Here is a 24,063-nt window from a genome sequence, read left to right on the forward strand (position 1 = left end):
CCAACGACTTCTAGATCGTCTTGGCAATCAATGCGGCCAAAATGCACACTGAAAGAATTGTTTGCAGCTTATTCACGTCCAACACTCCGGTTCTGAGTATGCAAAGGAACGCTAGCGACAGTTGAGATGCTTTGGGTTTTTGCTAAGGCTGTTTCGAGAGCCCCGCCAATCCCCCACCCCCTCCCCGCAGCGCCCGTACGAAGTCGACACAGCGCCCCTCCATGCCCTCGGCATAGCAGACGCATTTGTCACGACCATTGACCACATCGAGCGCCCAGTTCGCGAGGTAAATCACGAGCAGCAGGCACAGGGCACAAAAGGTGATGGCAAGCCACGCCGGCGCGGAAACTGGAAAAAGCGTGAGGAAGGCAACTTTGCCCCAATAGGGCCAGTGTCGGATCGCAAGAGCTCGTGTAAATATCTCGAGCAGAAAATCTATCAGAGAATTCAGCATAAAAAGCCCCCCAATTCCAAACATCACATATCAAGTTCGAAGATTATTAGGCAGAGGTATATGGGTGCGCAACTCGCATCCCATGATCAGCCCTCGACCCTGCACTCTGATAAATGAATCATCGGTGCACCAATGGTCATGTACCGCCCCTGGTGGCAGGTCAGAATGATGATCTGCACCTTCTTTGCCGCCCTGCGCAGTGCCAGCTCCATACCCCGAAAACGGCCGTCATCGCTGTTAACCAGCGGATCGTCAAGGATCAGTGCTACCGGCTGTCCTTTCTCGAGTAACAGCTCGGCGAACGCCAGCCGCGCGAGCACTGCAAGCTGCTCCCGAGTGCCGAGGCTGAGCTGCTCGAAGCTTTCCTCGTTGTCGTTCCGCCTGATGCCTCGGATGTCAAAGCTCTCCTCGTCGATGGAGATGTCGCTTCCAGGAAAGACGAGAGAGAGATAGGGCATCATTCTGCTGATGATGGGCTGAAGGAACGCCCGTTTGCTGGCCACTTCCGCGGCGCTCATCGTGTCGTGGAGCAGCCGGTAGGCCCTCGCGTCGCGCTCCAGCCGTGCGACCTCCGCAGCTTGTACCTCGATCAGGCCTTCGAGCTCTTCACGTTCCTCGCCAAGCCCCTGCTGCCCGGCCTCACCGAGCGCAGCTTCCAGCTTGAGGATCTCCCGGTCGGTATCGCTGATGATCCGCCGCGTCTGCTCGACGGCATCCCGGGCGCGTTCGAGCTCTCCTTCGATGGCGATGCGGTTGATCCCCGATAGCTCCTGCTCCAGTTCGCGGAGACGCCGCTCACTGTTGGCGCGCTCCACCTCCGCCACATCGGTCTGCCGATCGAGATCGCCATCGCTCAAGATCTCGCGCTTCGCGATCAGCTGGTCTTCAAGCGTCGCGCGCTTCGACCTTTCGCTCGCCAAGTCATGTTTCAGCTGGTTCAACTCGTCCCACAGCCCCTGCCATTCCTTCATGGCACCGGCATGCGCCAGTTCCGCTGCGGCGAACGCCTTCTCGGCGCGCCCAAGATTCTCCTCAGCTGCCGTCAGGTGGGCTCGACGCGCATCCACGGCTCCCGTCTCTTTACCAGCATGGCCGGGCAACTGGCCAATCTGTTCCCGCAGCGAGGCCGCTTCCCGCCGTACGTCCGCCAGCGAACGAGGGGCCCGCTCGATCTGTTCCTTCAGTATCCTCACCCGGTTCGCCAGGTCGCTCCGCTGATCGTGAGAGGCCTGCGCGTCGCCCAGTGATTCCACGCCGTGCGCCGTGAACTCCTCGTCCAGCGCTGACTGGGCTTTGATGAATACATCTCTGCGGGTCGTCAGCTCGCCGGCTCCCGGCGCCACCGTGACGTCGCCGAAACCCTCGAAGGCAAGCGTCACTCGTTCGCTGACGGTAATCGACTCCTCACTTACCATACTGCCGGCGAGCTTCACCGACTTGCACCCATCCGGGGCGAAGCTCAACTGAACCGACACAGCCTCCAGCGCCGCCCGCGCGATCGTAACGGCGTCGGACAGGCGCTGAAGCTCCTTGAGCACCTTTGCGTCGATCGAATGACCTTTCAGTTCGAATTCGAACTCCAAGATCTTCCGCTCGCTCGCGTCGGCCTCGGCGATGAGGGCCTCGAGTTCCTGCAGACGCTCCGACGCTACGGCCGAATCCAGCGACTCGCGGGCAGATCTCAACACCTCGCGTAGCTCGTTCCTCTCACTGCGCAGACGCTCGCGATCAGTCTCCCGCTGATGGAGGGTGTCCGCCAGGCGGGCGACATCCCCACCGAGCGTCCGTTCGTCGTCTTCGCGCGACGCCAGCCCCAGCCCGATCTGCTCGATCTGGCGCGCCAGCCTGGCGCGCTGCTCCATCTCGCTGCGTACCCGTTCCTCCTCGCGCTGCGCTGTCTTGAAGTGATTGTCGACCTCCTTGAGGCTCTGCTCGAGCGCCCCGAGTTGTGCCTGCTGAGCACTCGCCTGCGTCAGCGCAGCCTCCGCCATGGCAAGCACGCCGCCTTCCTCAATATCGCGAATCGTGCGCCGCGATGTTCCCAGGCGGTCAACCTTGTCTTCGTGCTCCTTGAGATTGGCACAGACGGAATCGTGCCGCGCGCAAAGGTCGTCCAGCTGGCTCGCGGGAGCCTTGAGCGCCGCCTTCTTCTGGCCCGTCGGCGTGAAGTACCGCTCCAGTTGGTTCGATACGGCATCGAGCAGCCGGCGGCCTCGCTCCCCGCCCAGCACATGACCAACCTCGCCTTCGATCGCCGAGGATATGGCGTCCTTGCTATCGCGGTTCGGGTCGAGCGTCGTGAATGCGCGGCCCTGCTCAATCCAAAGCAGCCCCGCAAGACCCCTGTTCTCGTTCGACGATTCACCCCGGCCGCGCGGTGTGTATTTCAGGAGCTCCTGCAGCTGCTCGTCCGCGGCGTCGTTCTGCCAAGGTCCGCCACGAGTGCATTTCAGAAGTGCAGACCCTTGCTGGTTCGCGAACACCTTGCGAAGTTGATAGGTCTCGTCATCAAGGGAAAAATCCACCTCGAGTTCCGGATTCACCTGGGCACCGTAAGGCGTCATCTGGTCGCGCCCCTGGCCCGTCAGCTTGGCCCGGTCGAAGAGCGAAGTCTGAACCGCTTTGAGCAGAGTCGACTTGCCTTCTTCGTTGTCGCCAACGATGACCGTCAGGCCATCGCCGATGCTGCCGACCTCGACCTTGTCGGTGAATTTACGGAAATTCTTAAGCGCAATGCGATGAATGAACATAGATCAATTTCCCAGCCGAACGTGTTCCTGATAGAGACGCAAAAGCGCGTCACGCGCTGTGGATGCCTGCTCATGGCCCGGCGATGCAGCAATCCCGCGAAGGTGCTCGATCGCCTCCCGTACGAAGCCCGACCGGTCAATCAGATCGATGTCATCCTCGTTCGGCACCGCTGTCAGACCATCCTGATCGAGCCGCAGATGGTGGAAGCGTCCCTCCCAGTCCGCGCACATCTCGTCGAGGTGCCGGCGGCCAGCGAAGTCAATCAAGCCCTCCAGGCGCAGCCACACCAGGTGATCGGCATGATCGCCCTCCAGGGAGCCTAGAAGGCGGCCCACAGCTTCCAGATCGGCCGGATCGTTCAGCGTCGCATCCTGCTGGCTCCAGCGATAGCGGCCTACGCGCCGCCGCTCTACCACGGGGGGCGCACCGGCTCCCTGCACGTCGACGAGCAGCACGTTCCCAGGATCGGATGACGTGAACCGGTCCGCTTCCGGCGTACCGGCATACCAGCAGTGGTCGTTGATCTTTAGTGTTCCATGCCAATCACCGAGTCCCAGGTAATCCAGCCTTGCGCGTGTCGGCCGATCTGGCGCAATCGGGTTTGGCGCCTCGGATTGGCTCGGGAGCCATTCCGGCACGCTGCCATGGGCGAGACCAATACGCGGAACTCCGGCCGGCGTAACGGCGCCATCAAACCATTCGGTAAGGTCGCCGACCTCATGTCGACGTTGGAGCACCGCAGGCAGCAGCGCAATTCGGCCATCGGCGACCATCAACGGCTCTGGCGTCAGCGCGAGCTTCACATTGGGCGGAGCGCCCATGCCACTCAGCCTGCTCCAAGCTGAAACAGCGAGTGCGGCATCGTGGTTGCCAGGAATGAATACCCAGTCCCCCGAAAACCCCGACAGCGCGTTAACAAGTTGCCTGATGGTCCGGTCGCTGACTGTATTCGCGTCGAAGACATCGCCAGCGACCAGTACGGCGTCAACCTCTTCCGTCCGCGCGAGAGCGGCGATGGCTTTTACGGTGTCGATACGTTGCGACCGGAGCGCCGCGCCGGCATCGCCGGGAATGTTGGCGAAATGCTTGCCAATCTGCCAATCCGCCGTGTGGATAAATCTGACCATTGATGCCCCCTAAAATTCTTTTCGTAACTTTATCTGCGGTCTCAGTGGATGACCATCTCGTAACGATCTTCATCAACAACTGGATGAAGTGAGCGAGCCTGTTCCAGCCAAGCGGTAACGACCGCGCCTTGTTCCGAGACGATGACCACCAGCTTTCTTACCTGCCGCCGCACCCTGTCGCAGGTTCTGGTGTGGCAGGCACGCTTGATGGCCTTCCGTGAACAAGCGAGCTTGAGCTTGCCGTCACCGAGCGACACGAAGAGATCTGCAAAGGTGAGCACCGCGTCGACGGCATCAGGCAGGATGTGTCGCTGGTCGATGCGCTCATGCAGATGTCCTGTCGCGCTCCAGTGGCCGCAAATGCTCCGATGGTCTGCAGTAAAGGGCTTCCATGTCGCTGGCTTCACTCGGCCGCTTCCAAAGTTCTCGATCTGCCTCATCATGTCTGCCTCCTGATGCGTAACAGCTTGTGCATAATGTTTAGCTGTTGAACCATGCAGGGCTCAGAGGGAGCATTTACCCGGGGGGGGGTGTGGGCGATGCGATCAAACAGAGAACAAGTTTCAGCGAAGAGATTTGGTCAGGTATCAAGGCTGCAATTCATCGACCAGGAACTTTACTGGAGCGGCGAAATCACCCGCCGCCGCATCGCTGAGACCTTCGGTGTTTCCCATGACACGGCCAAGGCAGATCTTAGACGCTATCGGCTCGACCTCGCCCCAGACCTGACCCCTGACGATCAAGATAACGTTTATCGCGTACCACTCGACTACGAGCCCCGACTTGGCAAGTCGCCCGATCCCGAGGGCTATTTGGGCGCACTTACTGCGCGGCAGTCCGTCGAAATCCCTGTCGATGTCGTTCCCGACATTGATCGCAGACCGATCGATCCAACCGTCCTTCAATCGGTCATCCGATGCATCAAGGCTTCGCAGGAACTGCTCGTGTACTACCGCTCCGCGCGGTCACGGGAGGCAAGGCCGGTGTGGATTTATCCACATGCGCTGACGCATGACGGCTTCCGCTGGGCGGCACGCTGTTACGTACATCGCGACGAAGAACACGGCTACTGGGGCGACATCGTGCTCGACCGGATCGAAGACGTAACCATCGACACGCGGCCGGCGTCGAAGGAACTTATGGGCAAGGATGAATCCTGGAACGCCATCGTCGAGATCGAAATCATTCCCAATCCCGGTCTCGATGCGCACGAGTGCGGCCTCATCGAGGAGCAATACGGCATGATTGGCGGTCGAAAGATCGTCCGAGTTCGCCAGTGCCAGCTGGTCTACTTCCTGAAGCGCTATCAGCTTGAGGAACCAATTACGCTCAAGGCGCCCCACCAGGCGCCAATCGTGCTACGCGATCGCGATATGGCGAACGAATTGGTTCCTGTCGCGATGCAAGTACCGCTCTCAGACCATCCTGGCGGCACCGCTAGCTACATGCGCGCCCTCAGGAAGCGGCTTCCGGATCTAACTGAGCAAGAGATTCTGGAAGAGGCGCTTCGCATTTTCCTTGATCAATGAATTTGCCTTAGCTGTCGTCGTCCTCTCCCGCGCCGTCATCATCTCTAATTGTTGATGCGAAGATGCTGGGCGCGGCGTTGGCCGGTGCAAAGAGCACCGGCCACCAGAACGGCGCGTCTCTCCAGCCATCTTCGAGGCGCCCTTCTTGCTTGAACAACGCGAGTACTGGTAACCCTCCGATTGCTGTCTTCACTTTGGCACGATCCTGGTAGGTATGCGGTGCATCTGAGTACCGCCCCTCAGTACGCTGGCGGCTTAGCGTTCTGCCCGTCTCGGCGAAGATCCAGCAGTATCCGCGGCTCTCGGGCGGCGAGGCGATTCGAGAGAAATACTCGATAGCTGCCCTACAAGCCTCCCAGTCGAAGCCATACCCGCTTTCGAAGTCAAAGCACTGTTCAACAATGTTGATAATTTCGATCGCTACTTCGGTCGTGACCTTCTCTGGCTTACCGGACGAGATCGCACCGGAGGTGATGAGCTTTTCGACCTTCCCAACTAACCTGGCCATCGCGGTTCGTGCGCCTGTCTGAAAGCCGAACGGCAGCAGTGCACCACCAGGGCGAAGCGCAACGATGTCCGAAGCCAGGATCTTGCCGGGAGCGCAGGGAATGATCCGGTTGCCACTATCCCTGACAACAAAGGCAACGCCTCGATCATGCGCTCCGGTTTCGAAGGCGTAACGAAGGGCTGCATCGAATTCGTGTATCGATCTCAAGGCATTGAAGTTGTGCGCCGTCGTATAGAAGCGAGTAACCGCTAGGTCACTCGGCGGCCTCGTGCCGTACATGCGAGCGTGCTGCAGAACGGTGTCCTGCTGCATGCGCTTCGGGGATCTCCCATAGTAGAAGGCGATGAGGCCCGGCACGGTGATGCCACGATCAAGGATCTGGCCACCAATAAAGACATTGTACGGCGTTCTCAGCCGCAACTCGGCATTCTCATCGAGAAGTGCTTCAACGTCGTTGTCGGAGTTGACCTTCTCCGTGACCACGGCGCCCTTAAGGAAAGCCCTCCGCACCTCATCGACGATATCCTGCCGATCCGGCATGCGAAATCCGCCCGCGCTGACTGACCTATCAAGGTCATCAAGTGCGGCATCAATGAGAAGCTCAAAGTTCTGATCCCGCTCCTTGATAGCCGTATTAAGCGCATCAAGGATCTCTCCAGCGACCATATGTTGCCACGCGTGTGCACGTCGAGCAGTCTCGACATGGATGATCATCGAATACCGGCGGGGCCGCTCATTGGCCGCGCGTTGTTGCAGGCGGCGGATTGCCGCCGCAGTCACGAACGTGACCAAGCCATGTCGGAGACCCTTGATCTTATCGGCAGTGAGAGCTTGTGCGGTTTTGACCCTGCGACGATCCTCCTTCTTCAGCGCCGAGAGTTCGTCATCGGTCACTTCATTCCAGAGGTAAAACTGTGGATCCCGTTCATCGTATTCGCCGAAGTATTGCTCCCCGCCGACGTACATTGAATGTATTGGCACCAATTTGGTGAATGCCGGCCGCTTCGGCTCGAATGTGAAGTTGGCTCCGGGAGCCGCATCATACTCGTCGGGCTGGAGGTATAGAGAGTAAGGGGTCGCGGTCACCTGCAGGACCGCTGGATTCGTCAACTCCCGGCGCAGTTCGTCGATCTGATCGGCAATTCTACCTTGTTCCAGTCCAGTCTTATCCTTGCTTCTGGTGAACCGAATGGAAGCAAAGTCCGCCTCGTCATCGATAATCAGCACGCGCTTTGCGGCCAAGGAGGGATGCGTCTCTCCAAAAAGCTTGATCAGACGCCGAAGATTGTTGGTCTCCTTCTTGGCTACGATCACGAGCTTCTGATCTTCGATTTCCCACGCCGTGAGTTCCGGTATCGACATGATGTCGTACACCGCGAGCTCTTCGTTGTCCCGAAACGATGCGTACTCCTTCGAGATGCGATTAACTGTCTGCTTCGCGAGTGTTCTTGTGCCCTTGGTCAGCACAATGGCGACATCGAACCCTTCGTCAAACGCCGCCGCGATGATCCCAAGGAATGACCGTGTCTTTCCCGATTGTATCTTCCCGAGCAGCATGCCAGGCCGCCGCGAGTCCGTCGGTTGCGAGATCAGTTCCTGAACTGTCTCAAGCACACACATCTCGGCCTCGCGGCTTTCGGGAATATTAGCGTTGGCGCGGATCGCCTTGAGCCGTTCGTAAAATCCTCGACTATGCATTTCAGCCTCTTCATTAAATATGGGTTAACCCACCCCAAAACACCTTCATCACTTCATCGCTTAGGTGGAGAAACACCTTCACGGCGATCCCTCTCAACGCCGGCTTGTCGAACGGGTGCGAGGTGACCCTGTCCATGTTTCCTTATCATTCCTTGAAACGCTTCCCCACAAACGCGGCCATGGCCAATCATGCTACCCTCGGTTGCGACGAAGCAACCTCTTCATGCGCTTCTGCATGTCGATGGCAGCGAGCCACCACTCCACATAAGACAGTGCCGGTCCGCTAGACGTTTAGGGCGATATCCCCCAGAAACTCAGACCCAGGTTCCACCCCCGTGACCAACAGATGATCCCGCGCCCTGGTGCAGGCGACATAAAGCAGGTGGCGCTCGGTCGCATAGACCTCTTCCAGGTCGGATTCATCGGCGACTGTCTCGATCCGCTCCTGCAACGGCAGCACTTCGTCATCGCAGGCCATCACAGCGACGGCTCGAAACTCCAGCCCCTTCGCCAGGTGCATGATGCCGATCGAGACGGAGCCCGGCGTTGTCTCCACGGTGTCGCTCAGCTCGACAAATGCCGCGCCACAGGCCTTTACGGCTGTGCGAGCGCGCTTCATCTGACGCTCGCTCCGCACGAACACGCCGATCTCCTGCGGCGCGACACCCTCCGCCAGCCGGTCCGTGATCCAGGTGCCGACGATGCCGGTCTCATCAGCCTCGTCCTCGGCGATTTGGATGTCCGGTGGCGGGCCGTTGAAGACCGAGACGGTGCCATCTCGGCTGTCGGCGATGCCATCCACGTCGGCTACAGAACGCGGCAGCAACCCATCCAGAGCGCTACGGATCTGGTGTGATGTGCGGTAGCAGACGCGCAGGGTGAAGGAGCGGCCGCGCACGTCCACGCCCAGCGCTTTCCACGAGAAGGGCTGCTGGAAGATGCGCTGGCCCAGGTCGCCAGCGAAGAACAGTCCGTCTGGCCGTCCACCAGTGAGCGCCGAGAGAAAACGAAGTTCAGCCACCGAGACGTCCTGCGCCTCGTCGACCACGGCGTGATCGAATGGCACCTTGCCACCAGCGAAATGGGCCGTCAGCCGACCAAACATCTCCGGCCAGGTAGTCAGCTTGCGCGCGGCCAGTCCAGTACGTACCTGCTCGAAAACGCCCCAAAGGGCTTCCCGCTGCTTCGGCCCCAGCCGCGTCTTGCGGCCCAGTCGCGCGACGTTGCGGTAGTCGTCCCAGCTATTGAGCTGCCACGCATCAGCGACGTCGGTCCACTCGGCGAAGAGGAACTGATCCGAGAACCGCTGTTCGCCTAGCGCATCTGCCGCCTGCCGAAGCAATGATCGGATCTGCGCCGGAGAGGCCATGTTCGGCTGCCCGAACAGACGACCGTATAGTTCATAGCCGATGCCGGTCATGGTCCGCACCGCGATGCGCTCGGTCGTCGCGCCCTCACCTGCCAGATGCGCCAGCTTGATCTTCAGCGCGTTCGCCAGCGACTTGGAGAACGTCGCAAGCAGAACCCGCGCCGCCGGATCACGCCCCGTCAGGAACGCCGCCCGGTGCAGCGCCACCACCGTCTTTCCGGTACCGGCCGAGCCAGCGACGCGGGCCGGGCCGGAATAGCCGCGCTCGATCAACTCGCGCTGCGCGGGATGCAGGAACACCGCCCACTTCTCCCAGGGGAACTCCAGCGCCCGCTCTAGCTCCTCGACATTGGTGAGCACGCGGAAGCGACGCTGTGCATCTGGATGCAGGAACGGATCGACTTCGTCCGGCGCCATGACGGGAACATTCAGCGTAGCGCCAGTCGCCAGATCAAGCAGAGCCTCCGCGGCTTCCTGTGGCAAGTGGTCGGTGATCGCGAGAAGAGTATCCTCCGTGGCGGCGCGCACGTCCGCCAGCCAGTCAGGCGGCACGCCATAGCCCAGCAAGGCCGCGTCATCGAGGTTGGCGAAAAGAGGCGCTGGCGGCGCCATCCTTTGCGCTTGGCTTTCGCCGTCCGAAGTATAGGAAACTGCTTCCTCGACCCGTTCACGGATTTCCACCAGCTGCGCCGCGCCTGTGGTTGGGTGGCGCTCGATCTTGCGCCTCTCAGCCCAGGTATACGCGTCGTCGTGATGGTCGACATAGCACAGCAGCAGGCTGCGCTCTGTCCGGTGCACGATCATGCGGATGTCGGCATTCACCCGCACCGACCAGAAATTCGCATCGCGAGCACGGTCTAGCTTATGGAACTGCATGCCCGGCGCTGCGGCATCGACTTGGAGGTCGAAAGCCGTCGTCTTGACCGCCTTCTGCTCCTGCCCTGTAAGGCGCGCGAGGCTGGCCGTAAACGTGTCAGCGATACGAAATTCCATTGCTATGCTGGAGGCGCAGCCGAAGGAGGAACGGTTCCGGCATCTGCAGCAGCGAGCGCAACTAGTCCATTAGGGTGATTGAAGCGGGTGCTTTTTTCCGCAAGCCGTCGCCCCGCAGCATCGAAGAGACGCGCGATACTGGCTTGCCTCTTCTCAAGCGAATGGTTCGGGATCGATCCCGGCTGCAGCCCGGCCAGCCAATCAGCTACGAAGGGCGGGTTCGCTACCACAGAACCTTCATCCGCTCCAAACAGTGTCACAAACTCCACCGTTGTTGGGTCCCCCTGGTCGTTCTGCCAGCGCAGGTTGAAAGCTGCAAGTACCCCTGCTTGGCCGCGCGGGTTTACGATAGGCGCATAAAGGCCGTCGAAGCGCTGCTCCTTGGCCTCGGCAACCAGATGCTGAAAAAATGCCGTTTCGAAATCGAGGAGAACCAGATCCCTCCTGTCTTGGGCCAAGCGACGATCGGTGGTAACACGCACAACAGTGCGTTGACTGAATTCACCGAACTGCCCCTTCAGTTCCTCGGGCAATCTGAGTTCATGAGCCCTGCCGCCAAATGGTGATGACAGCACCTCAATATCCAGCAGCGGCAACATGCCACGAATAAACATATCGACATGCCTCATCGTGAGGCCCAGCGTACCGCTCAACCCGTTCGGGTCGAACCCGGCGACATGTGTAAATATTTCTTCCTGCATGTTCCGAGCACGTCGTGCGCGATCGAGTGCCTCGGCAACCTGCGCTTCAGTCTTTTCAGGCTGCATAGCGTTGGCTCCCCTCAACACGGATGACAGGTCCAGGTTCTCAAGGAGTTCGCCGAGGATCTCGGCATAAAGCCGTTCGTGGAAGTCGGCGTTTACCGGCGCCATATCCTGCACAATCTGCTCGACCCGCCGCATCATCAGGTCGATGGCGCTGTTGTCGAACGTGTCCTGGGCATGGAGGTTGAACACGACAACGGTTTCTTGCTGCCCATACCGGTAGAGGCGCCCAATCCGTTGCACCAGCCGCGCGGGATTCCAGGGCATGTCGTAATTGACCATGACGTGGCACGACCGATGAAGATTAAGCCCCTCTCCGCCCGCTTCCGTCGATATCATGAAGGTCGCCGGCCCATCGAACGCCTCAATCGCGCGGCGCTTATCATCCAGCTTCATTGATCCGTTGATGAGCGCGACTTCGCCCAGTTCTGGGAAACGGCGCTTTAATGCGCCCTCAAGGTAAGTCTGGGTGGCACGATACTCCGTGAACACCAAAAGTTTCTTTCCCTCCCTCACGAGCGGCTCGACGACCTGATCAAGAAACAGGCGAAGTTTCTCATCATTCCGGCGCACATCAACTGCAAGCTCCAGCAGCGCATGAATCATTTCTGCTTCAAAATCGAAAAATTCGCTGCTCGTCGTTCGCCTTATGGTGGTTGCAAGATCGTCCTGCTCGTCGCCCCCATCTTCCAAATCCTCCAAGGAGAACTGGTGATCGTAGTCTGAAATCGGTTCAGCATCCGCAGCTCCAGACAACCTGTCGAGGCGAAGATTCAGCGCACGTTCGATTGCTGCAATACTCGATGACGCCAGCTTCCGATACGTCGTCATAACAAAGCCAATGGCTCGGCCGATAGCGCCACCACTCTCGCCCGCCTTGTAACCACGACGCAGATAATCCTGGAGCTTCTGCTGAAAGGCGCGTGTTTCAGGTGAAGGCTCTACGGGCACCCGATGGATCTGCTGTCCCTTGAAGATGAACTTGCCGTCGGCATCGGTTACTTCGCTCTTGCGATTTCGCAGGATCATCTCCCCTACGACTTCCGGATTGGCTTCCATGGTCTGAATCTGGGGCTTCAGGTCCGGGCGAACCAACTCCAGCAAAGCGATAAACCGATCCGCGTAGCCCTGATGCGGCGTGCCACTCAGCAGAAGGAACGCGTCCGACATCTGCCGCAGCATTTCCGCCAGGCGATAACGCTCGCTGACTTCGCCATCACCGTGCCGTGTCAGCTTGTGGCCTTCATCGAATACGATGACGTCCCAGCCTCCCGTTTGTTTGAACAGCTGCATGTGCTGCTCGCGCTTGGCCAGATCGATCGAGACAATAACGTGATCCTCGCCCTTCCAGTGCTCGGGGCGATTGATCACGAAGTCCAGTCCGTAAATTTTGTAATCCTGGTCGAACTTGTACTTGAGTTCGTCCTGCCACTGGCGCACCAGACCCGCGGGCGCAACGATCAGCACCCGCCGCGCCTGCCCTTTCCGCTTGAGCGCGGCGAGCAGAAGGCCGACTTCAATGGTCTTGCCGAGACCCACGTCGTCAGCGATCAGCCAGTTATAGTTTCCAGAACTGAGGATGCGGTGAACAAGTTGTATCTGATGCGGCAATGGATCCACGTCGAGCCTGTCCAGGGACCCAGTGAGGTGGTTCCAGTTCTCGAGCGCGTGGGCGAGAAGCCTTAATCGAAACCGCTCCGCATGGTCAGGCGTGCCGGTTTCCGCGCGCACATAGCGCATGCGCACGTCCTTGACCCTGCGGAGATTTTCGTACGGCAACCAAACCGATCGCCCATCGTCGTGCAGCTGGATCAGTATCTGCTCGCGTCCGCCGAGCACACGTCGGCTGACAACCTCTCCAAGGCCCAGCGGGCTGCGCGTAGTCGACAACGGAATGTCCTGTACCGTCCAGCCCTGTTGAATGCCTGACTGCAACAGAGACAGATCAATCCATTCCTGGTTGTTGCCTGGCCACGAAACTCTGACCTGCGTAGAGCTTCCTGAGCCCCTACTGGCAAGAACCCGCCCAAGTATTTTGGGAAGCTCGATACGCCGCACCCAGCAGCCTTCGACGGGCACTAGAACATCCGCGACCATCTGCTCTCCCACTCCCGGTTGTCTTGGTGTTCCAGCAGCAATCCTGCGTAGAGCTTTTCCGCCTCATATCCGCGGCATTTCACGCCCACGTAGTCGACGAAGCTGAGAAAGCCTTCGTCCCCTCGTGAGAGGTTCAACCACTCTTCGAACCACGATTCCTCGATCATCGTCTGAGGTTGCTCATCACTGCGGGCGAGGCAGACACGGTGCGCGAGACGCCAGCTCAGCGCCGACGCCCCGTTTGTCATCCGGCCGGGGGCGGCGCCAAAACCATACCGACCAGCCCACCACTCATCGCGCTCTGTCCAGTAGCGTTTGAGCTCCGCCATCGCTTGCAATAATTCGAAGTCGAGGCCGGCAGCTATGCGTTCAATTGCGCGGTACGTCGATGAATGTCTGAACTCTGAAAACAGTTCGGTAAGATAGGCCAGGCTCGTCTCTCGCTGCCGAACCGAGACAATCTCCAGCAGTCCCGTGATTGTCGCCGCCTTCAGCCGAGCCTTCCACAGAACAGGCCCATCATCGTCTTCCGCCTGCTCCCACGGGCTCTGGCGTGCGTCAGCATCATAGTCCGGAATGTCGATGTCTTGGTCGTGATGGTCCGCTTCGATACCGGCAAAGGAACCGAACTCGTCGTCGGCACCTAGTTCCTCGAGGAAAAAATGGTCGTCGTCTTCGACAGACATTTCTTCGAGTGGATCTTCGGCATCCTCGACATCATCCGCCGCGTCGTATCTCTCGTCCCCTTCAATTTCCACCACCCTTGATCGCAGCTCGGCCAAATTGGGAGTTATCTCGACAACACCGCTCAAGGCCCTTTCGAAATAAGCTGCCTGCCGTGCGACGTCTGCCGGTTCATCATCGGTATCGTCGCTACCGAACGTCCTCTCACGATCTGCGGTCTTGTCTTCGACACAAGAGACCAGCGTTGAGTGCTCGATCTCTCGCCCAATGCGAGGCGTCTCATCGTTCTCAGTCAACTGACCATCGAGATCACTCTGCCGGGCAGACATGATTGTCGAGATTAAGCGCTCTTCAACTTTGTCGGGGAGGTCTTTGACTACAAAGGTAGAGTCCGGCAGTTTAGAAGCCAACTCATCGTGCTGAACTTGGATGTGGTCGTCTACCGGCGATGCCCGCTCCATTTGAATGGTCTTGCTTGACCAAGGCTCATCGTCAGGAGAGTCGAAAGTATCGGCTGCCAAGTGATCTGAATCCGCCCAAATCAGATCCGCGGCCGACGCGAGCACCAACATCCGCTGCTTCCTGCGGAGTGCTTTTGAAGGCACCTTGGCCGCCGTCCTTGAGAGCTTCTTTGGTGGAGGGCTCATGTTTAACTTCACCCCACCCCGAACACCTTCATCACCTCGTCGCCCAGGTGATTGATCACCTTCACCGCGATCCGGCCCGACGCCGGCTTGTCGAACGGCCTCGACGTGTCGCCGTACAGGCTCTCCCACGCTTCCTGGTCGATCTCGGCCTTCAGCGTCGTCTTCAGCGCCTTGTAGGGGTCGTTGGCGCCCAGGAAGTAGGCGTGGCGCACGAAGAAGCTTTCCTCGTTGTAGTCGGTGTCGATCATCCACAGGGCGATGCTGTCGGCGTCGCCGCTGCGTACCTCGCCAGTCTGCGGGTGGAACACGTCGACGCCGCGGATGTGCACGCGGATCTGCGGCTTGCCATCGGCGACGCCCGCGTCCTCGATGGCGATGTCCGGCTCGCCGAACACCACGAACAGGTTGCCGGCGCCGGTGTTCTTCAGCTCGCCGGCCATGTGCAGGTCCGGGTTCATGCGCGCCTTCAGCACCGGGATACGGCCGAGCTTCTCGAACTCGGCGGAATGGGCGTCGTAGTTGAAGGCGCAGGCCACCAGCACGTCGAAGCCGGCGTCGCCCGCCTCGCGCGCCGCGGCGACCAGGTCGGCGCGGGCCACAGTGCCGAATTCGGGGCCGATGAAGATGCCGGCGCGGCGTTCCCTGTCGCCCTCCATGAACCGGCCCTCGGCGCAGATGTGATCGCCCGGCCAGCCAGTGAGCGCCGTGAAGGCGATGCGGTCTTCCTTGTGTGCCTGCTGCACGCCGGCGGCGCGCAGCGTGTCCAGCACCATCTGGGCGAAGTCAGCTTCCTCGCCGCCGCCCCGTGGGCCACGCTTGCCCTCGGCGGCCTCCAGCGTATCGAGCAGCTCGTCGTTTTCGTCCACCGCCAGCACCCGGTGCGGCGACAGGCTTTCCACCGTGAACGGCCCGGCGACGCGCACACGGCTATTGTCCACATAGGGCTTGTCGTAGAGGTATTCGAACTCGGCCTTGGCGGCGATGGAGGCATCAATCTCCTTCTGCCGGCCAATGCGCGCTTTCCACCAGTCTGCATGCAACTTCGCCGCCTCGCTGTTCGCAGCCTGAGCTGGGGAAAGCTCGCGCGGGATTTCCCATTCCTCCCACGCCATGCCCAGCTCCGCGTTGAGCCGGGTCCGCAGGAGTTCCAGTGTCTCTTGCCATTTGTCCCAGATCGCATCGATCTCGGCATTATTGGCAATGGATTTCAGGGTGATGTGCGGCACTCGTTCGTAGACAAACCCCTGACGAATGTCGCCGCGCGTCGTCGTACTGCGTGGTGCGGTACGTGTTACCTCCCCCTCTTTGCGTTGCCCTTCAGGGCTGTCAGCCAAGAGGTAATAGGGATAGCGCGCGCCCATTATGCGTGACCGGGCCAAGGCCAGCGCTACGCGGGAGGTATCAATGGTGATCCACCGCCTTCCCCATTGCTCAGCAACATAGGCGGTCGTGCCGGAGCCGCAGGTGGGGTCCAGTACAAGGTCTCCAGGGTCAGTCGCCATGAGCAGGCACCGCTCAACCACTTTAGCAACCGTCTGAACTACGTAAATATTAGCATCCCTGTAGCCGCTGGAACCAGTGTCATCCCAATTGTTAATGATAGGAATGACCGGGAAGTCGTTTACGTACCGCAAATATCTGAGCTTCGCAGTAGCTTCATATAGTCGATCAGCTCTTGAGAGCCTGCTCAGCCCGGAGAGATTGGTCTTCCACCGCTGATTATACACGCGCCCACGGAAGTTAAACGCAAACAGCGGGTTCGCTGACTCAAGGGCCGTTGTTTGGAGGATCTGCCAGTCGGAAGGCAGCTTGTCCGGATATTCCGCCTCATCACCGGTCAAACGACGTACAGACAGATCAGGCAGCCTAACATGCCGATAATCAGAGTCCCCACCATAGGCCTTCGCAGAGTATGGCTGACGAAACTTCGCCTTCTCAATATCTTTGGCGTACCAAAGTAGATAGTCGCCAGTTGACGGGAGAAAGCCGCTAATCAGCCCCCCTGTTTTCTTGAAGCCAATGAGGTTGCAGAAGTTGTCACTTCCGAAGACCTCATCCATCACCGCTCGAACGCGGTGCACGTTCTCGTCGCCGATCTGCACGAAAATCGAGCCAGTCTCGGCAAGCAAGTCTCGTCCCACCGTGAGCCTGTCGCGCAGATAGGTGAGGTAGGAGTGGATGCCGTCGCGCCAGGTGTCGCGGAACGCCTTCACCTGCTCAGGCTCGCGGCTGATGTGGTCCTTGCTGCCGTCCTTCACGTCGCGGCTGGTGGTCGACCACTGGAAGTTGCTGTTGAACTTGATGCCGTAGGGTGGGTCCAGATAGATGCACTGCACCTGGCCGCGCAAGCCTTCCCGTTCGGCCAGCGAGGCCATCACCTGCAGGCTGTCGCCCAGGATCATGCGGTTCGTCCAGTGGGCGTTGTGCTGATAGAACTCGGTGGCGGCCTCGCGGTCCGGCAGGCCGTTGAAGTCGGCGAACAGGTCGGGCATGCCAGAGCCGCTCTTGTCCGCTTCCTGACGGGCACGCGCCTTCGACTGGCGCAGCAGGTCGTCGATCAGCACCTTGGGGTGCACCTTCTCCTGGATGTACAGCGGCGGCGCCTGCACGATCAGGTCAGACCAGTCCTGCTCGTCCTTGCCGCGCCACACCAGCTGCGGGTCGAGGTCGCGGTTGCGCCGCTCGTATGCCAGGCGGATCGGGCTGCGCTCGTCCTCGCGCATCACCCCTTCCAGCTCGGCCGTGGGAATGTTCCGCCGCTTCGCCGCGCCGTGCTGCAGGGTTTCAACCTCAATGGGCTTCTTGGCCATTATCCGCTGATCCCCAAAATCTCTCGTACCGCCGCGTCGTAGCGGCGAGCCTCGGTGTGCATCCACTCCATGGCCGCCGGCCAGTTGGCCTCGTTCTCCATGTCGGCGTCATGCGTCGACTGGAACAGATAGGTATCGCCTTCGCCGCCTATTGGCGCTCCAAGGCGTTCGCTCAATGGCGCCGCATGGTCGGCAAGCCGTCGGTAGGTTTCGACCGCATCGCTGCCGTGCCCCCTGACGAAGATGCCGACGCCCTTCTTGCTGAGGTAGATCGACAGGATCAGGTCCTTGTCGCCGATGTACCACCACCAGGCTGACCCGCCCCGCGGCGCGCGCCGTTCAACGTCCTCCGGATAACGCTCGCGGTAGGCCGTCCAGTAGCGTTGGCGGAACTCACCGACGGCGCTGACCCCGCGGTTCTCCTGCGCGACGGCTTGAAGCCGCCGCTCCCACTGGTTCGGCTTCTCCAGCACCTCGAAGATCGGCGCGAGTGGGCTGTCGCCGATGCGCACCACGCGCAGCCGGATGGCGAAGAACGCGAAGGGATCCGCAGTGTGCTCGTTGAGCCACTTGATGGCCGACAGATGCGGTTCGCGGAAGTCGGTGGCGATCCAGACGATGGTCTTCGCCTCCAGCCCGACCAAATAGGTCATGATCTGGCCGAGATGGGTATGGTTGGTCGCCTCCAGCTGGTTCTCGATCAGCACACGGCTGTTGTCGGCCAAGTTTCGAGCGAGGATGTCGGCGGAGAAACTCTCGACCGCGACTTCTTGGCCTTCCAGCTCTAGCGGAATGCCGATCACCTCCGACAGGTGGTCGAGGTTCGCGGCAAGCCAGGGGGTGAAGTCGATGGCCTCGTGCGGCCAGGCTTGGCGAGGAGGTGTCGTGATGAGTCGGCCGATCTCAGTCATGCCATTTCCCTCACGGGGATTGAGGCGAGCAGCTTTGCAAACTCTGCCTCGATCTCATAGACGCTGGTGAATTCGGCAAAGGCCCAGCGGCCGAACTTGCCCAGGTTGTTCACGCCCGGCACCCAGTAGGCGCGCATGGTGTTGGCCTTGTCCTTGGCGTCCTCGCCCCGGAAGCCCTTGATCTCGACGATCAGGTTGAGCGGATCGGGATGGCCGTCGTCGATCTGCACGATGAAATCGGGGAGGTATTTGCGAGCAACCGCGCCTGCCAGATACGGCACTTCCAACCCCAGGTTCTGGTTCTTCACATAGGCGCGCACGCGGGGATGGGCCTCGGCGACGCGGCAGAACTCGGCCTCCCAGTCGCCGTCGCAGACCACCCAGTTGACATGGCACCGGCGCGGGTCGGTTTGCCAGCGGGTTTCCTTCGACGTGGTGAAGTTGACGAAGTGGGTGGAGCCCGTCGGATTGTATGGGTCGAGGATCGCCTTCACCGGCCGCTCGCCAGCCAGGCTTTCGGTGATCGCGGCCTTGATGCGCTCGGCCGCCCGGTCGGCGATCTCCTGGTAGAGCAACTGGCCCGGGTAGGTGCCGCCGGTGCACTTCAGATAGCCGCCGTCGAGCCATTCGCGCGCGATGCGCTTGAGCTGGCCGAACAGGTGCATCTTGGGCGCGTCGCCCGGGTCGCGGTACTTGTTGTAGAGAAGGTGTTTGGCGAGATGGAAAAGGATGGTCGAGGGGCGCGATTCCAGATGCTCGACGGTCAGGTCTACGTCAGCGCCGACGATGCCCTTGTTCTTGGTGATCGACGGGCCGACCAACTCTGGCGTCAACTCAAGTACCGAATCCGGCCCGAATTTCGCCGTCAGCCGCTCTTCGGGCAGTTCGACACGGTAGCCCTCGACACGCGGAAAAGTGATTTCCAGGAGATCGCGATCCGGCCGGATCGCCTGCACGCGGATCGTCTCGCGCGGTGGCGCGGGCTTCGCAATCACCGGCTTTGCGGCGAAATTGAATGGGATGCCGAGGATGTCGGCGTACTCGACGTCGAACAGGCCCTCTTCATTAAGTTCGTACGATTGGCGGCGTAGACCCCGACCGACGACCTGTTCACACAGGAGCTGGGTGCCGAAGGCCCGCACGCCGAGGATATGCGTGACGGTGTTCGCGTCCCAGCCCTCGGTGAGCATGGAGACGGAGACGACGCAGCGAATGGACTCGCCCAGCCGGCCCTGTTTACCGACCGTGTTCATCACCTCACGCAAAAGATCCTGGTCGGTGATGGAGTCGCCGGCACGCGCGTCGCCGGTGCGCTCGACGATCTCGCGCCTGAACCGATCGATCTCATCCGCGGCCATCTCGCGGAAATCCTTGTCGAGCGCCTCGCCGGATTCCAGCTGCTCGCTGTCGATCAGCAGGGTGCGAGGCCGCGCAAGGCGGTTTCCGTGCTCGTCATAATTGCGGAACAGCTTCAGTCTGCCGTTTTCCAGCGTCGTGGAGCCGTCGTCGTTGTCGCGGTCGAACCCCGAAATGAAGTCGTAGACGACCTTGGAGGTAGAGGTGTTGTTGCAGACCACGATGAACACGGGCGGCACGCTGATGCCGCTGGCGGCCCAGAGATCGAACGTCTTCTCGTAGTGGCCGTAGAGCGCTTCGAGAGCGGTGTGAAGTAGCGGTTGGATTTTCAGCGGATCCAGACCAACGCCAGATTTTCCGCGCCCCTTCTTGGGCATCTGCTTGCCAATGTGTTCCCATAGGTTGCGAAGCCGGGGCATGTCGTCATCGCCGCCGGGCAGATTATCGGCGATCGGTACACGCGGCAGTTTAACAATGCCGCATTCGATGGCGTCCATCAGCGAGAAGTCGCTCACCGTCCATGGGAACAGCGTGCCTTCGGCATAGCCCGAGCCGCGCAGGAAGAACGGTGTGGCAGACAGGTCGTAAACACCTTGCAGGCCCATCTTCCGTTTGATGGCCTCGATGCCGGAGATCCACAGGCGCGCAGCCTCGTTATTCTTTTTCGCCTCGGCCTTATCCTCGCCCTTCAGATCGCCCTCGCCGTCACTCTGCGGCTTTTCGCGGTAGCAGTGGTGCGCCTCGTCGTTGATGACGACGATGTTCTTCATGCCCATCAGCTCGGGCATGACCCGCTGGAGCATCTTGCCTTCGCTCTCGATGGTCTCAGGGTTACCGAGCAAGGCGCGGCCGACCCTCGATACCGCCATCTCCTCACGGCGCTTGAAGGCGTGGTAGTTGGTGATGACGATCTTGGCGCGCTCGATGTCGCCGATCATGTCGTTCGGCACCAGCTCGCGGTGGCGATAGTAGCTTTCCGGATCATTGGGCATCAGCACCCTCAGACGATCCTTGATGGTGATGCCGGGCGCGACGATCAGGAAGCCGCGCGAGAACATCTTGCTGTTCGGGTGACGCACGGCGTTGACCGTCTGCCACGCAATGAGCATGGCCATCACTGTGGTCTTGCCGGCGCCCGTCGCCAGCTTCAGCGCCAGCCGCACCAGTTCGGGGTTCGATTGCTCGTTGGCGCCGCGGATGTGTTCCCAGAACTTGGCGCCGCGCGCACCCATCTTCGGCGCGACCTCGGTGAGCCAGATGATCGTCTCAGCGGCTTCGACCTGGCAGAAGAAGGGCCGCAGGCCTTCGAACTGATGGTGCCGCCAGTGCTGCAATAGGCGGGCCGTCTCGGGCGTCACCAGCCATTGATCCGGGTTTGGCAGCGCCCGCCAGGTTTCGACGTAACCGCGAATCTCGTTGATGATCGGGGTGGGATTGTATTCCTGTTCGGCGGTCGAGAGACCGTCGCCGGCGTCGAGCACCAGGGATGTCTGTTCCCGCGGGCTCTTGCGCTTCTTCGGCTTGGGCACCGGCGTGATCAGATCCGACCGGCGGCGCGTATTGACGATCTCGCTGGTCGGCTGGCCGTCCTCGTCCAGCGCCCAGTGCTGCCCTGGATAGGCGTAGGGCGAATTCAGGATCGGCCGCTCGAAGAACTGGTCGCTCATGGGCGCAACCGAAAAAGCGCACCCATGTCGGGCGCGCCGCTGAAACGATGTCTTTGAACGATATTGGCCAAGGCAGAAATCCCCCTATGGGAGAGGCTAGCCCAAACTGGGCGACCGTGTCACTTACTTGCCTACCTCAGTGGCTTTCGATCTCAGAGGGGTAGAAAATCCCCCTGCTGCCACGGCATCAGGTCCGATAGAGTGGCATTATGGAACAAGAAAAGAACAACGGAATACTGAACCATCTTCCAGCCGAACGAATCCTGGCCGAGTACGCCTCGGCGCCCGGCAACGAAATCGCCAGTGGCAAGTTTGTCAGCAAGGAATCATCCGCCGCCCTCGCCGCCAACACCTTCGGGCTGTTTCTGGATCACCCCGGCGACCTGCCTCGTTTGCCGGGCACGGAGGAATGCGGCTGGCCCGCCGGCCGCGTCGGGCTGGAGAAGGTGGTGAGGTTCCCATGGCGCGGGGGGCTCCACCCGTGCCTCGACGCCCTCATTGAAACCGGCACGGCCCTGATCGGCGTGGAGTCGAAGCGGTTCGAGCCGTTCAGGCCGAAGCAGCTAGGGGAGTTTTCAGACGCATACATGCGCCCGAAGTGGGGTGACGCGATGCGGGGGTATGAGAGCATCCGCGATCTGTACCGACAGAACGCCTCGCCGTTCACGATGCTCGACGCGGCACAGCTGGTGAAGCACGCCTTCGGGCTGAGGAGCGAGGCGGAGCGCAGGCACCGCGCCGGAAACCCGCGGGTGCCGATTCTCTACTATCTCTATGCCGAGCCTGCCAGCTGGCCGGTTGGTGGAAAGGTGATCGGGCCCGAGATCCACGAAGCGCACCGCCAGGAGATCCAGCTGTTCGCGAAACTCGTCGCCGGCGATGAAGTCGAGTTCCATTCATGCAGCTATAGCCGGTTGCTCGCTGCCTGGTCTTCCAGCTCGTCACCCGACATCCGTGACCACGCAGCAGCCATTGTAGGTCACTTCAAGCCTTAGCCGGCGCTACCAATCGGGAGGCGACGCCGCTCCCCAAACACCGCCAGGCGAAAGCGCGTCTACCTCTTCCAAAAGGCTCGGATTTTGCGCCATGCCCTCATGCCGAGCCAAGGCCGTCGCTCAGGCCTTTTCACCCGATCAAACAAACTCGGCCCGGCGTCATTCGAGAAGGTGCGCCGCCCAACCAGGGCAGCGTTCCGCCAAAGAAACACCGTGCCGCAGCCGCACCTGATGTCGCGCGACAGTGGCGGGGCGTAGCTGCCGTCGCTACGCACCGGCCAATTTCCGAGATAAACGGATTTCACCCTGGGCACCGCATGCACCAAGCCACACGACGGGCAGGCATAGAGGTCCGTTCCGGCGAACGTGGTCATGTAGCCGCCGATCGAACGTTGAGACGGAACCCCTGACGCGCTCGTGTTGCCGCCATCTGACCCAAAAAAATCTCAATCTTGTCTAGGATGGAATCAGCGTACCACGGCTCTCGGCAATGCCGGCATTACGCAGAAGCCGGCAATCTCATGTCCCCACCCCAAGCGGTCGGAGCGCTCGACAAAAAGCACTCCGACCTCGTTAGGTACTTAAAGACCCCGTCAGCTCGCCAAACATTCGGCATTCAGGGAGCGCGCCCGGCGCAGGTGCTTCCGGAAATCGTGGGCAAGCAGCCATTCTTTCGTTATGACGACATACCAGTCACGCTTGGCGCCGTAGCTTCCTTCCATCATCTGATCCGCGACCCAGATCCATTTGTAGGCGCGCGAACGTCCGCGCAACCAAGGCCTGTCCTTTGCTATTTCGCGAATGAAACGCTCAAGGCGGCCGCCATTAACAAGCAACTTGTCCATCCTCGATGCCATCTCGATATTCTGCAGCCACGACAGGTTGATCGCCACCTGGAACGGGATGCCAAGTTCGTCCGCTTTTACGTCTGCGGCCTTCTCTTCGGCCGCATATCGCGCCGCGCGATCGAACTCGAAGGTGGCACCCCAACAGAGATTGCGAATCTCATGGGAGAATTTCCAAGGTGCGAACCGCAGTCCAGCACGCTGGTTCAGGGCAAACACCCAGTGCATATCTATCACTTGGCGATCCTGCAAATTCCAGCGCTTACGAACACAGGCGCGTGCCTCGGAGGCCCAAGAAGCCATCTCGCCCTGCCTGAGGTTATCACTCATCGGGCGAAACGCCGGCCAGACGCTTCCCCTCATGTTGAGTTCGATGTGGATCCGGGCTTTACGCTCCCTGTAGCTGAAGTATTCCGCGGTCGAACAACCCAGGAGACACGACTCAATAGCCTCCAGTTCATCGATCAATGCCGAAGAGGCGACCTTCGCCAGGAGAGGGGAATATTGCTCAACCGGGAAACTGTAAGCTTGGAAGCTTTCGAATTTGGCGGCAGCCAGATCCCTCAGCTGACCAAGCTTTCCAGCAGCAAAATCCTTCAGGCGGGAAGTCTTATGCATATAGGCATGGCTAGTGGTTTCGCTCGTATTGCGGCGCGAGATAGAGATGTTTTTCATTGTCGGCTCCTTGGTTTGTTGAACTCGTTAAAAAGCTCAACATGTCCAAGGCGCGCCCGCGTAACGCAGACATAAAGGTATTCCGCATCTGCGTGAGCAGATCGATATCAGCGTGCTGACCGGCGCGGAACGATAGCCAAATGTGGTGAGGATAGGTGTTCATAGAAAGTCTCCGATTGCGTT

At 60.2% G+C, this 24,063-nt stretch carries 14 protein-coding genes; 2 read left to right on the top strand and 12 right to left on the bottom strand.

What is annotated here, in order from left to right; genetic code table 11:
• Window positions 1-142: 142 nt before the first annotated feature.
• The 4 genes from WJU21_RS04100 to WJU21_RS04115 form a co-directional block, all read right to left on the bottom strand.
• Window positions 143-454: a hypothetical protein gene (locus tag WJU21_RS04100; protein WP_346322105.1), complete on the bottom strand. Its 312-nt coding sequence runs from the start codon at window positions 452-454 to the stop codon at window positions 143-145.
• An 86-nt stretch (window positions 455-540) separates the two neighbouring features.
• Complete coding sequence (locus tag WJU21_RS04105) at window positions 541-3,204, bottom strand: AAA family ATPase (protein WP_346322106.1); 2,664 nt, start codon at window positions 3,202-3,204, stop codon at window positions 541-543.
• A gap of 3 nt (window positions 3,205-3,207) precedes the next feature.
• The gene (locus WJU21_RS04110; RefSeq protein WP_346322107.1) at window positions 3,208-4,332 is read right to left on the bottom strand and encodes a DNA repair exonuclease; all 1,125 of its coding nucleotides are present in this window, start codon (window positions 4,330-4,332) and stop codon (window positions 3,208-3,210) included.
• Window positions 4,333-4,373: 41 nt separating this feature from the next.
• Window positions 4,374-4,775 carry a hypothetical protein gene (locus WJU21_RS04115; RefSeq protein WP_346322108.1) on the bottom strand — a complete coding sequence of 134 codons (402 nt, stop codon included), beginning with the start codon at window positions 4,773-4,775 and terminating at the stop codon, window positions 4,374-4,376.
• 96 nt (window positions 4,776-4,871) lie between these two features.
• On the opposite strand from WJU21_RS04115, the gene WJU21_RS04120 reads away from it, so the two are divergent.
• Window positions 4,872-5,861: a hypothetical protein gene (locus WJU21_RS04120; RefSeq protein ID WP_346322109.1), complete on the top strand. Its 990-nt coding sequence runs from the start codon at window positions 4,872-4,874 to the stop codon at window positions 5,859-5,861.
• A 7-nt stretch (window positions 5,862-5,868) separates the two neighbouring features.
• Here the strand turns inward: WJU21_RS04120 and WJU21_RS04125 are convergent, their stop codons facing one another.
• The 7 genes from WJU21_RS04125 to WJU21_RS04155 all read right to left on the bottom strand — a co-directional run bounded on the left by WJU21_RS04125 (window position 5,869) and on the right by WJU21_RS04155 (window position 21,365).
• Complete coding sequence (locus WJU21_RS04125; protein WP_346322110.1) at window positions 5,869-8,067, bottom strand: Z1 domain-containing protein; 2,199 nt, start codon at window positions 8,065-8,067, stop codon at window positions 5,869-5,871.
• A 283-nt stretch (window positions 8,068-8,350) separates the two neighbouring features.
• Window positions 8,351-10,429, bottom strand: a complete 2,079-nt coding sequence (locus tag WJU21_RS04130; protein ID WP_346322111.1) for a UvrD-helicase domain-containing protein — start codon at window positions 10,427-10,429, stop codon at window positions 8,351-8,353.
• Between the two features lie 2 nt (window positions 10,430-10,431).
• Window positions 10,432-13,290 carry a DEAD/DEAH box helicase gene (locus WJU21_RS04135; RefSeq protein ID WP_346322112.1) on the bottom strand — a complete coding sequence of 953 codons (2,859 nt, stop codon included), beginning with the start codon at window positions 13,288-13,290 and terminating at the stop codon, window positions 10,432-10,434.
• The gene (locus WJU21_RS04140) at window positions 13,272-14,546 is read right to left on the bottom strand and encodes a hypothetical protein (protein WP_346322113.1); all 1,275 of its coding nucleotides are present in this window, start codon (window positions 14,544-14,546) and stop codon (window positions 13,272-13,274) included. The genes WJU21_RS04135 and WJU21_RS04140 overlap by 19 nt, the downstream gene beginning before the upstream one ends.
• Window positions 14,547-14,629: 83 nt before the next feature.
• Complete coding sequence (locus WJU21_RS04145) at window positions 14,630-17,431, bottom strand: site-specific DNA-methyltransferase (RefSeq protein ID WP_346322114.1); 2,802 nt, start codon at window positions 17,429-17,431, stop codon at window positions 14,630-14,632.
• Window positions 17,431-18,342: a hypothetical protein gene (locus WJU21_RS04150; protein WP_346322115.1), complete on the bottom strand. Its 912-nt coding sequence runs from the start codon at window positions 18,340-18,342 to the stop codon at window positions 17,431-17,433. Before WJU21_RS04150 ends, WJU21_RS04145 begins: the two co-directional genes overlap by 1 nt.
• A complete protein-coding gene (locus tag WJU21_RS04155; protein WP_346322116.1) occupies window positions 18,339-21,365 on the bottom strand; it encodes a DEAD/DEAH box helicase family protein in 3,027 nt (1,008 codons plus the stop codon). Before WJU21_RS04155 ends, WJU21_RS04150 begins: the two co-directional genes overlap by 4 nt.
• Window positions 21,366-21,574: 209 nt before the next feature.
• On the opposite strand from WJU21_RS04155, the gene WJU21_RS04160 reads away from it, so the two are divergent.
• Window positions 21,575-22,360, top strand: a complete 786-nt coding sequence (locus WJU21_RS04160; protein WP_346322117.1) for a hypothetical protein — start codon at window positions 21,575-21,577, stop codon at window positions 22,358-22,360.
• A 593-nt stretch (window positions 22,361-22,953) separates the two neighbouring features.
• Here WJU21_RS04160 and WJU21_RS04165 read toward each other — a convergent pair.
• Window positions 22,954-23,880, bottom strand: a complete 927-nt coding sequence (locus WJU21_RS04165; RefSeq protein WP_346322118.1) for a hypothetical protein — start codon at window positions 23,878-23,880, stop codon at window positions 22,954-22,956.
• Window positions 23,881-24,063 lie beyond the last annotated feature (183 nt).

The organism is Emcibacter sp. SYSU 3D8 (genome assembly GCF_039655875.1).
Classification (GTDB): Bacteria; Pseudomonadota; Alphaproteobacteria; order SMXS01; family SMXS01; genus RI-34.

What these genes read in the sequence shown, in the direction of transcription:
- WJU21_RS04110 (WP_346322107.1), bottom strand. Translation starts at nt 4,332, where the DNA reads ATGGTCAGATTTATCCACACGGCGGATTGGCAGATTGGCAAGCATTTC.
- WJU21_RS04120 (WP_346322109.1), top strand. Translation starts at nt 4,872, where the DNA reads ATGCGATCAAACAGAGAACAAGTTTCAGCGAAGAGATTTGGTCAGGTA.
- WJU21_RS04135 (WP_346322112.1), bottom strand. Translation starts at nt 13,290, where the DNA reads ATGGTCGCGGATGTTCTAGTGCCCGTCGAAGGCTGCTGGGTGCGGCGT.
- WJU21_RS04100 (WP_346322105.1), bottom strand. Translation starts at nt 454, where the DNA reads ATGCTGAATTCTCTGATAGATTTTCTGCTCGAGATATTTACACGAGCT.
- WJU21_RS04145 (WP_346322114.1), bottom strand. Translation starts at nt 17,431, where the DNA reads ATGGCCAAGAAGCCCATTGAGGTTGAAACCCTGCAGCACGGCGCGGCG.
- WJU21_RS04125 (WP_346322110.1), bottom strand. Translation starts at nt 8,067, where the DNA reads ATGCATAGTCGAGGATTTTACGAACGGCTCAAGGCGATCCGCGCCAAC.
- WJU21_RS04130 (WP_346322111.1), bottom strand. Translation starts at nt 10,429, where the DNA reads ATGGAATTTCGTATCGCTGACACGTTTACGGCCAGCCTCGCGCGCCTT.
- WJU21_RS04115 (WP_346322108.1), bottom strand. Translation starts at nt 4,775, where the DNA reads ATGATGAGGCAGATCGAGAACTTTGGAAGCGGCCGAGTGAAGCCAGCG.
- WJU21_RS04140 (WP_346322113.1), bottom strand. Translation starts at nt 14,546, where the DNA reads ATGTTGGTGCTCGCGTCGGCCGCGGATCTGATTTGGGCGGATTCAGAT.
- WJU21_RS04150 (WP_346322115.1), bottom strand. Translation starts at nt 18,342, where the DNA reads ATGACTGAGATCGGCCGACTCATCACGACACCTCCTCGCCAAGCCTGG.
- WJU21_RS04155 (WP_346322116.1), bottom strand. Translation starts at nt 21,365, where the DNA reads ATGAGCGACCAGTTCTTCGAGCGGCCGATCCTGAATTCGCCCTACGCC.
- WJU21_RS04160 (WP_346322117.1), top strand. Translation starts at nt 21,575, where the DNA reads ATGGAACAAGAAAAGAACAACGGAATACTGAACCATCTTCCAGCCGAA.
- WJU21_RS04105 (WP_346322106.1), bottom strand. Translation starts at nt 3,204, where the DNA reads ATGTTCATTCATCGCATTGCGCTTAAGAATTTCCGTAAATTCACCGAC.
- WJU21_RS04165 (WP_346322118.1), bottom strand. Translation starts at nt 23,880, where the DNA reads ATGAAAAACATCTCTATCTCGCGCCGCAATACGAGCGAAACCACTAGC.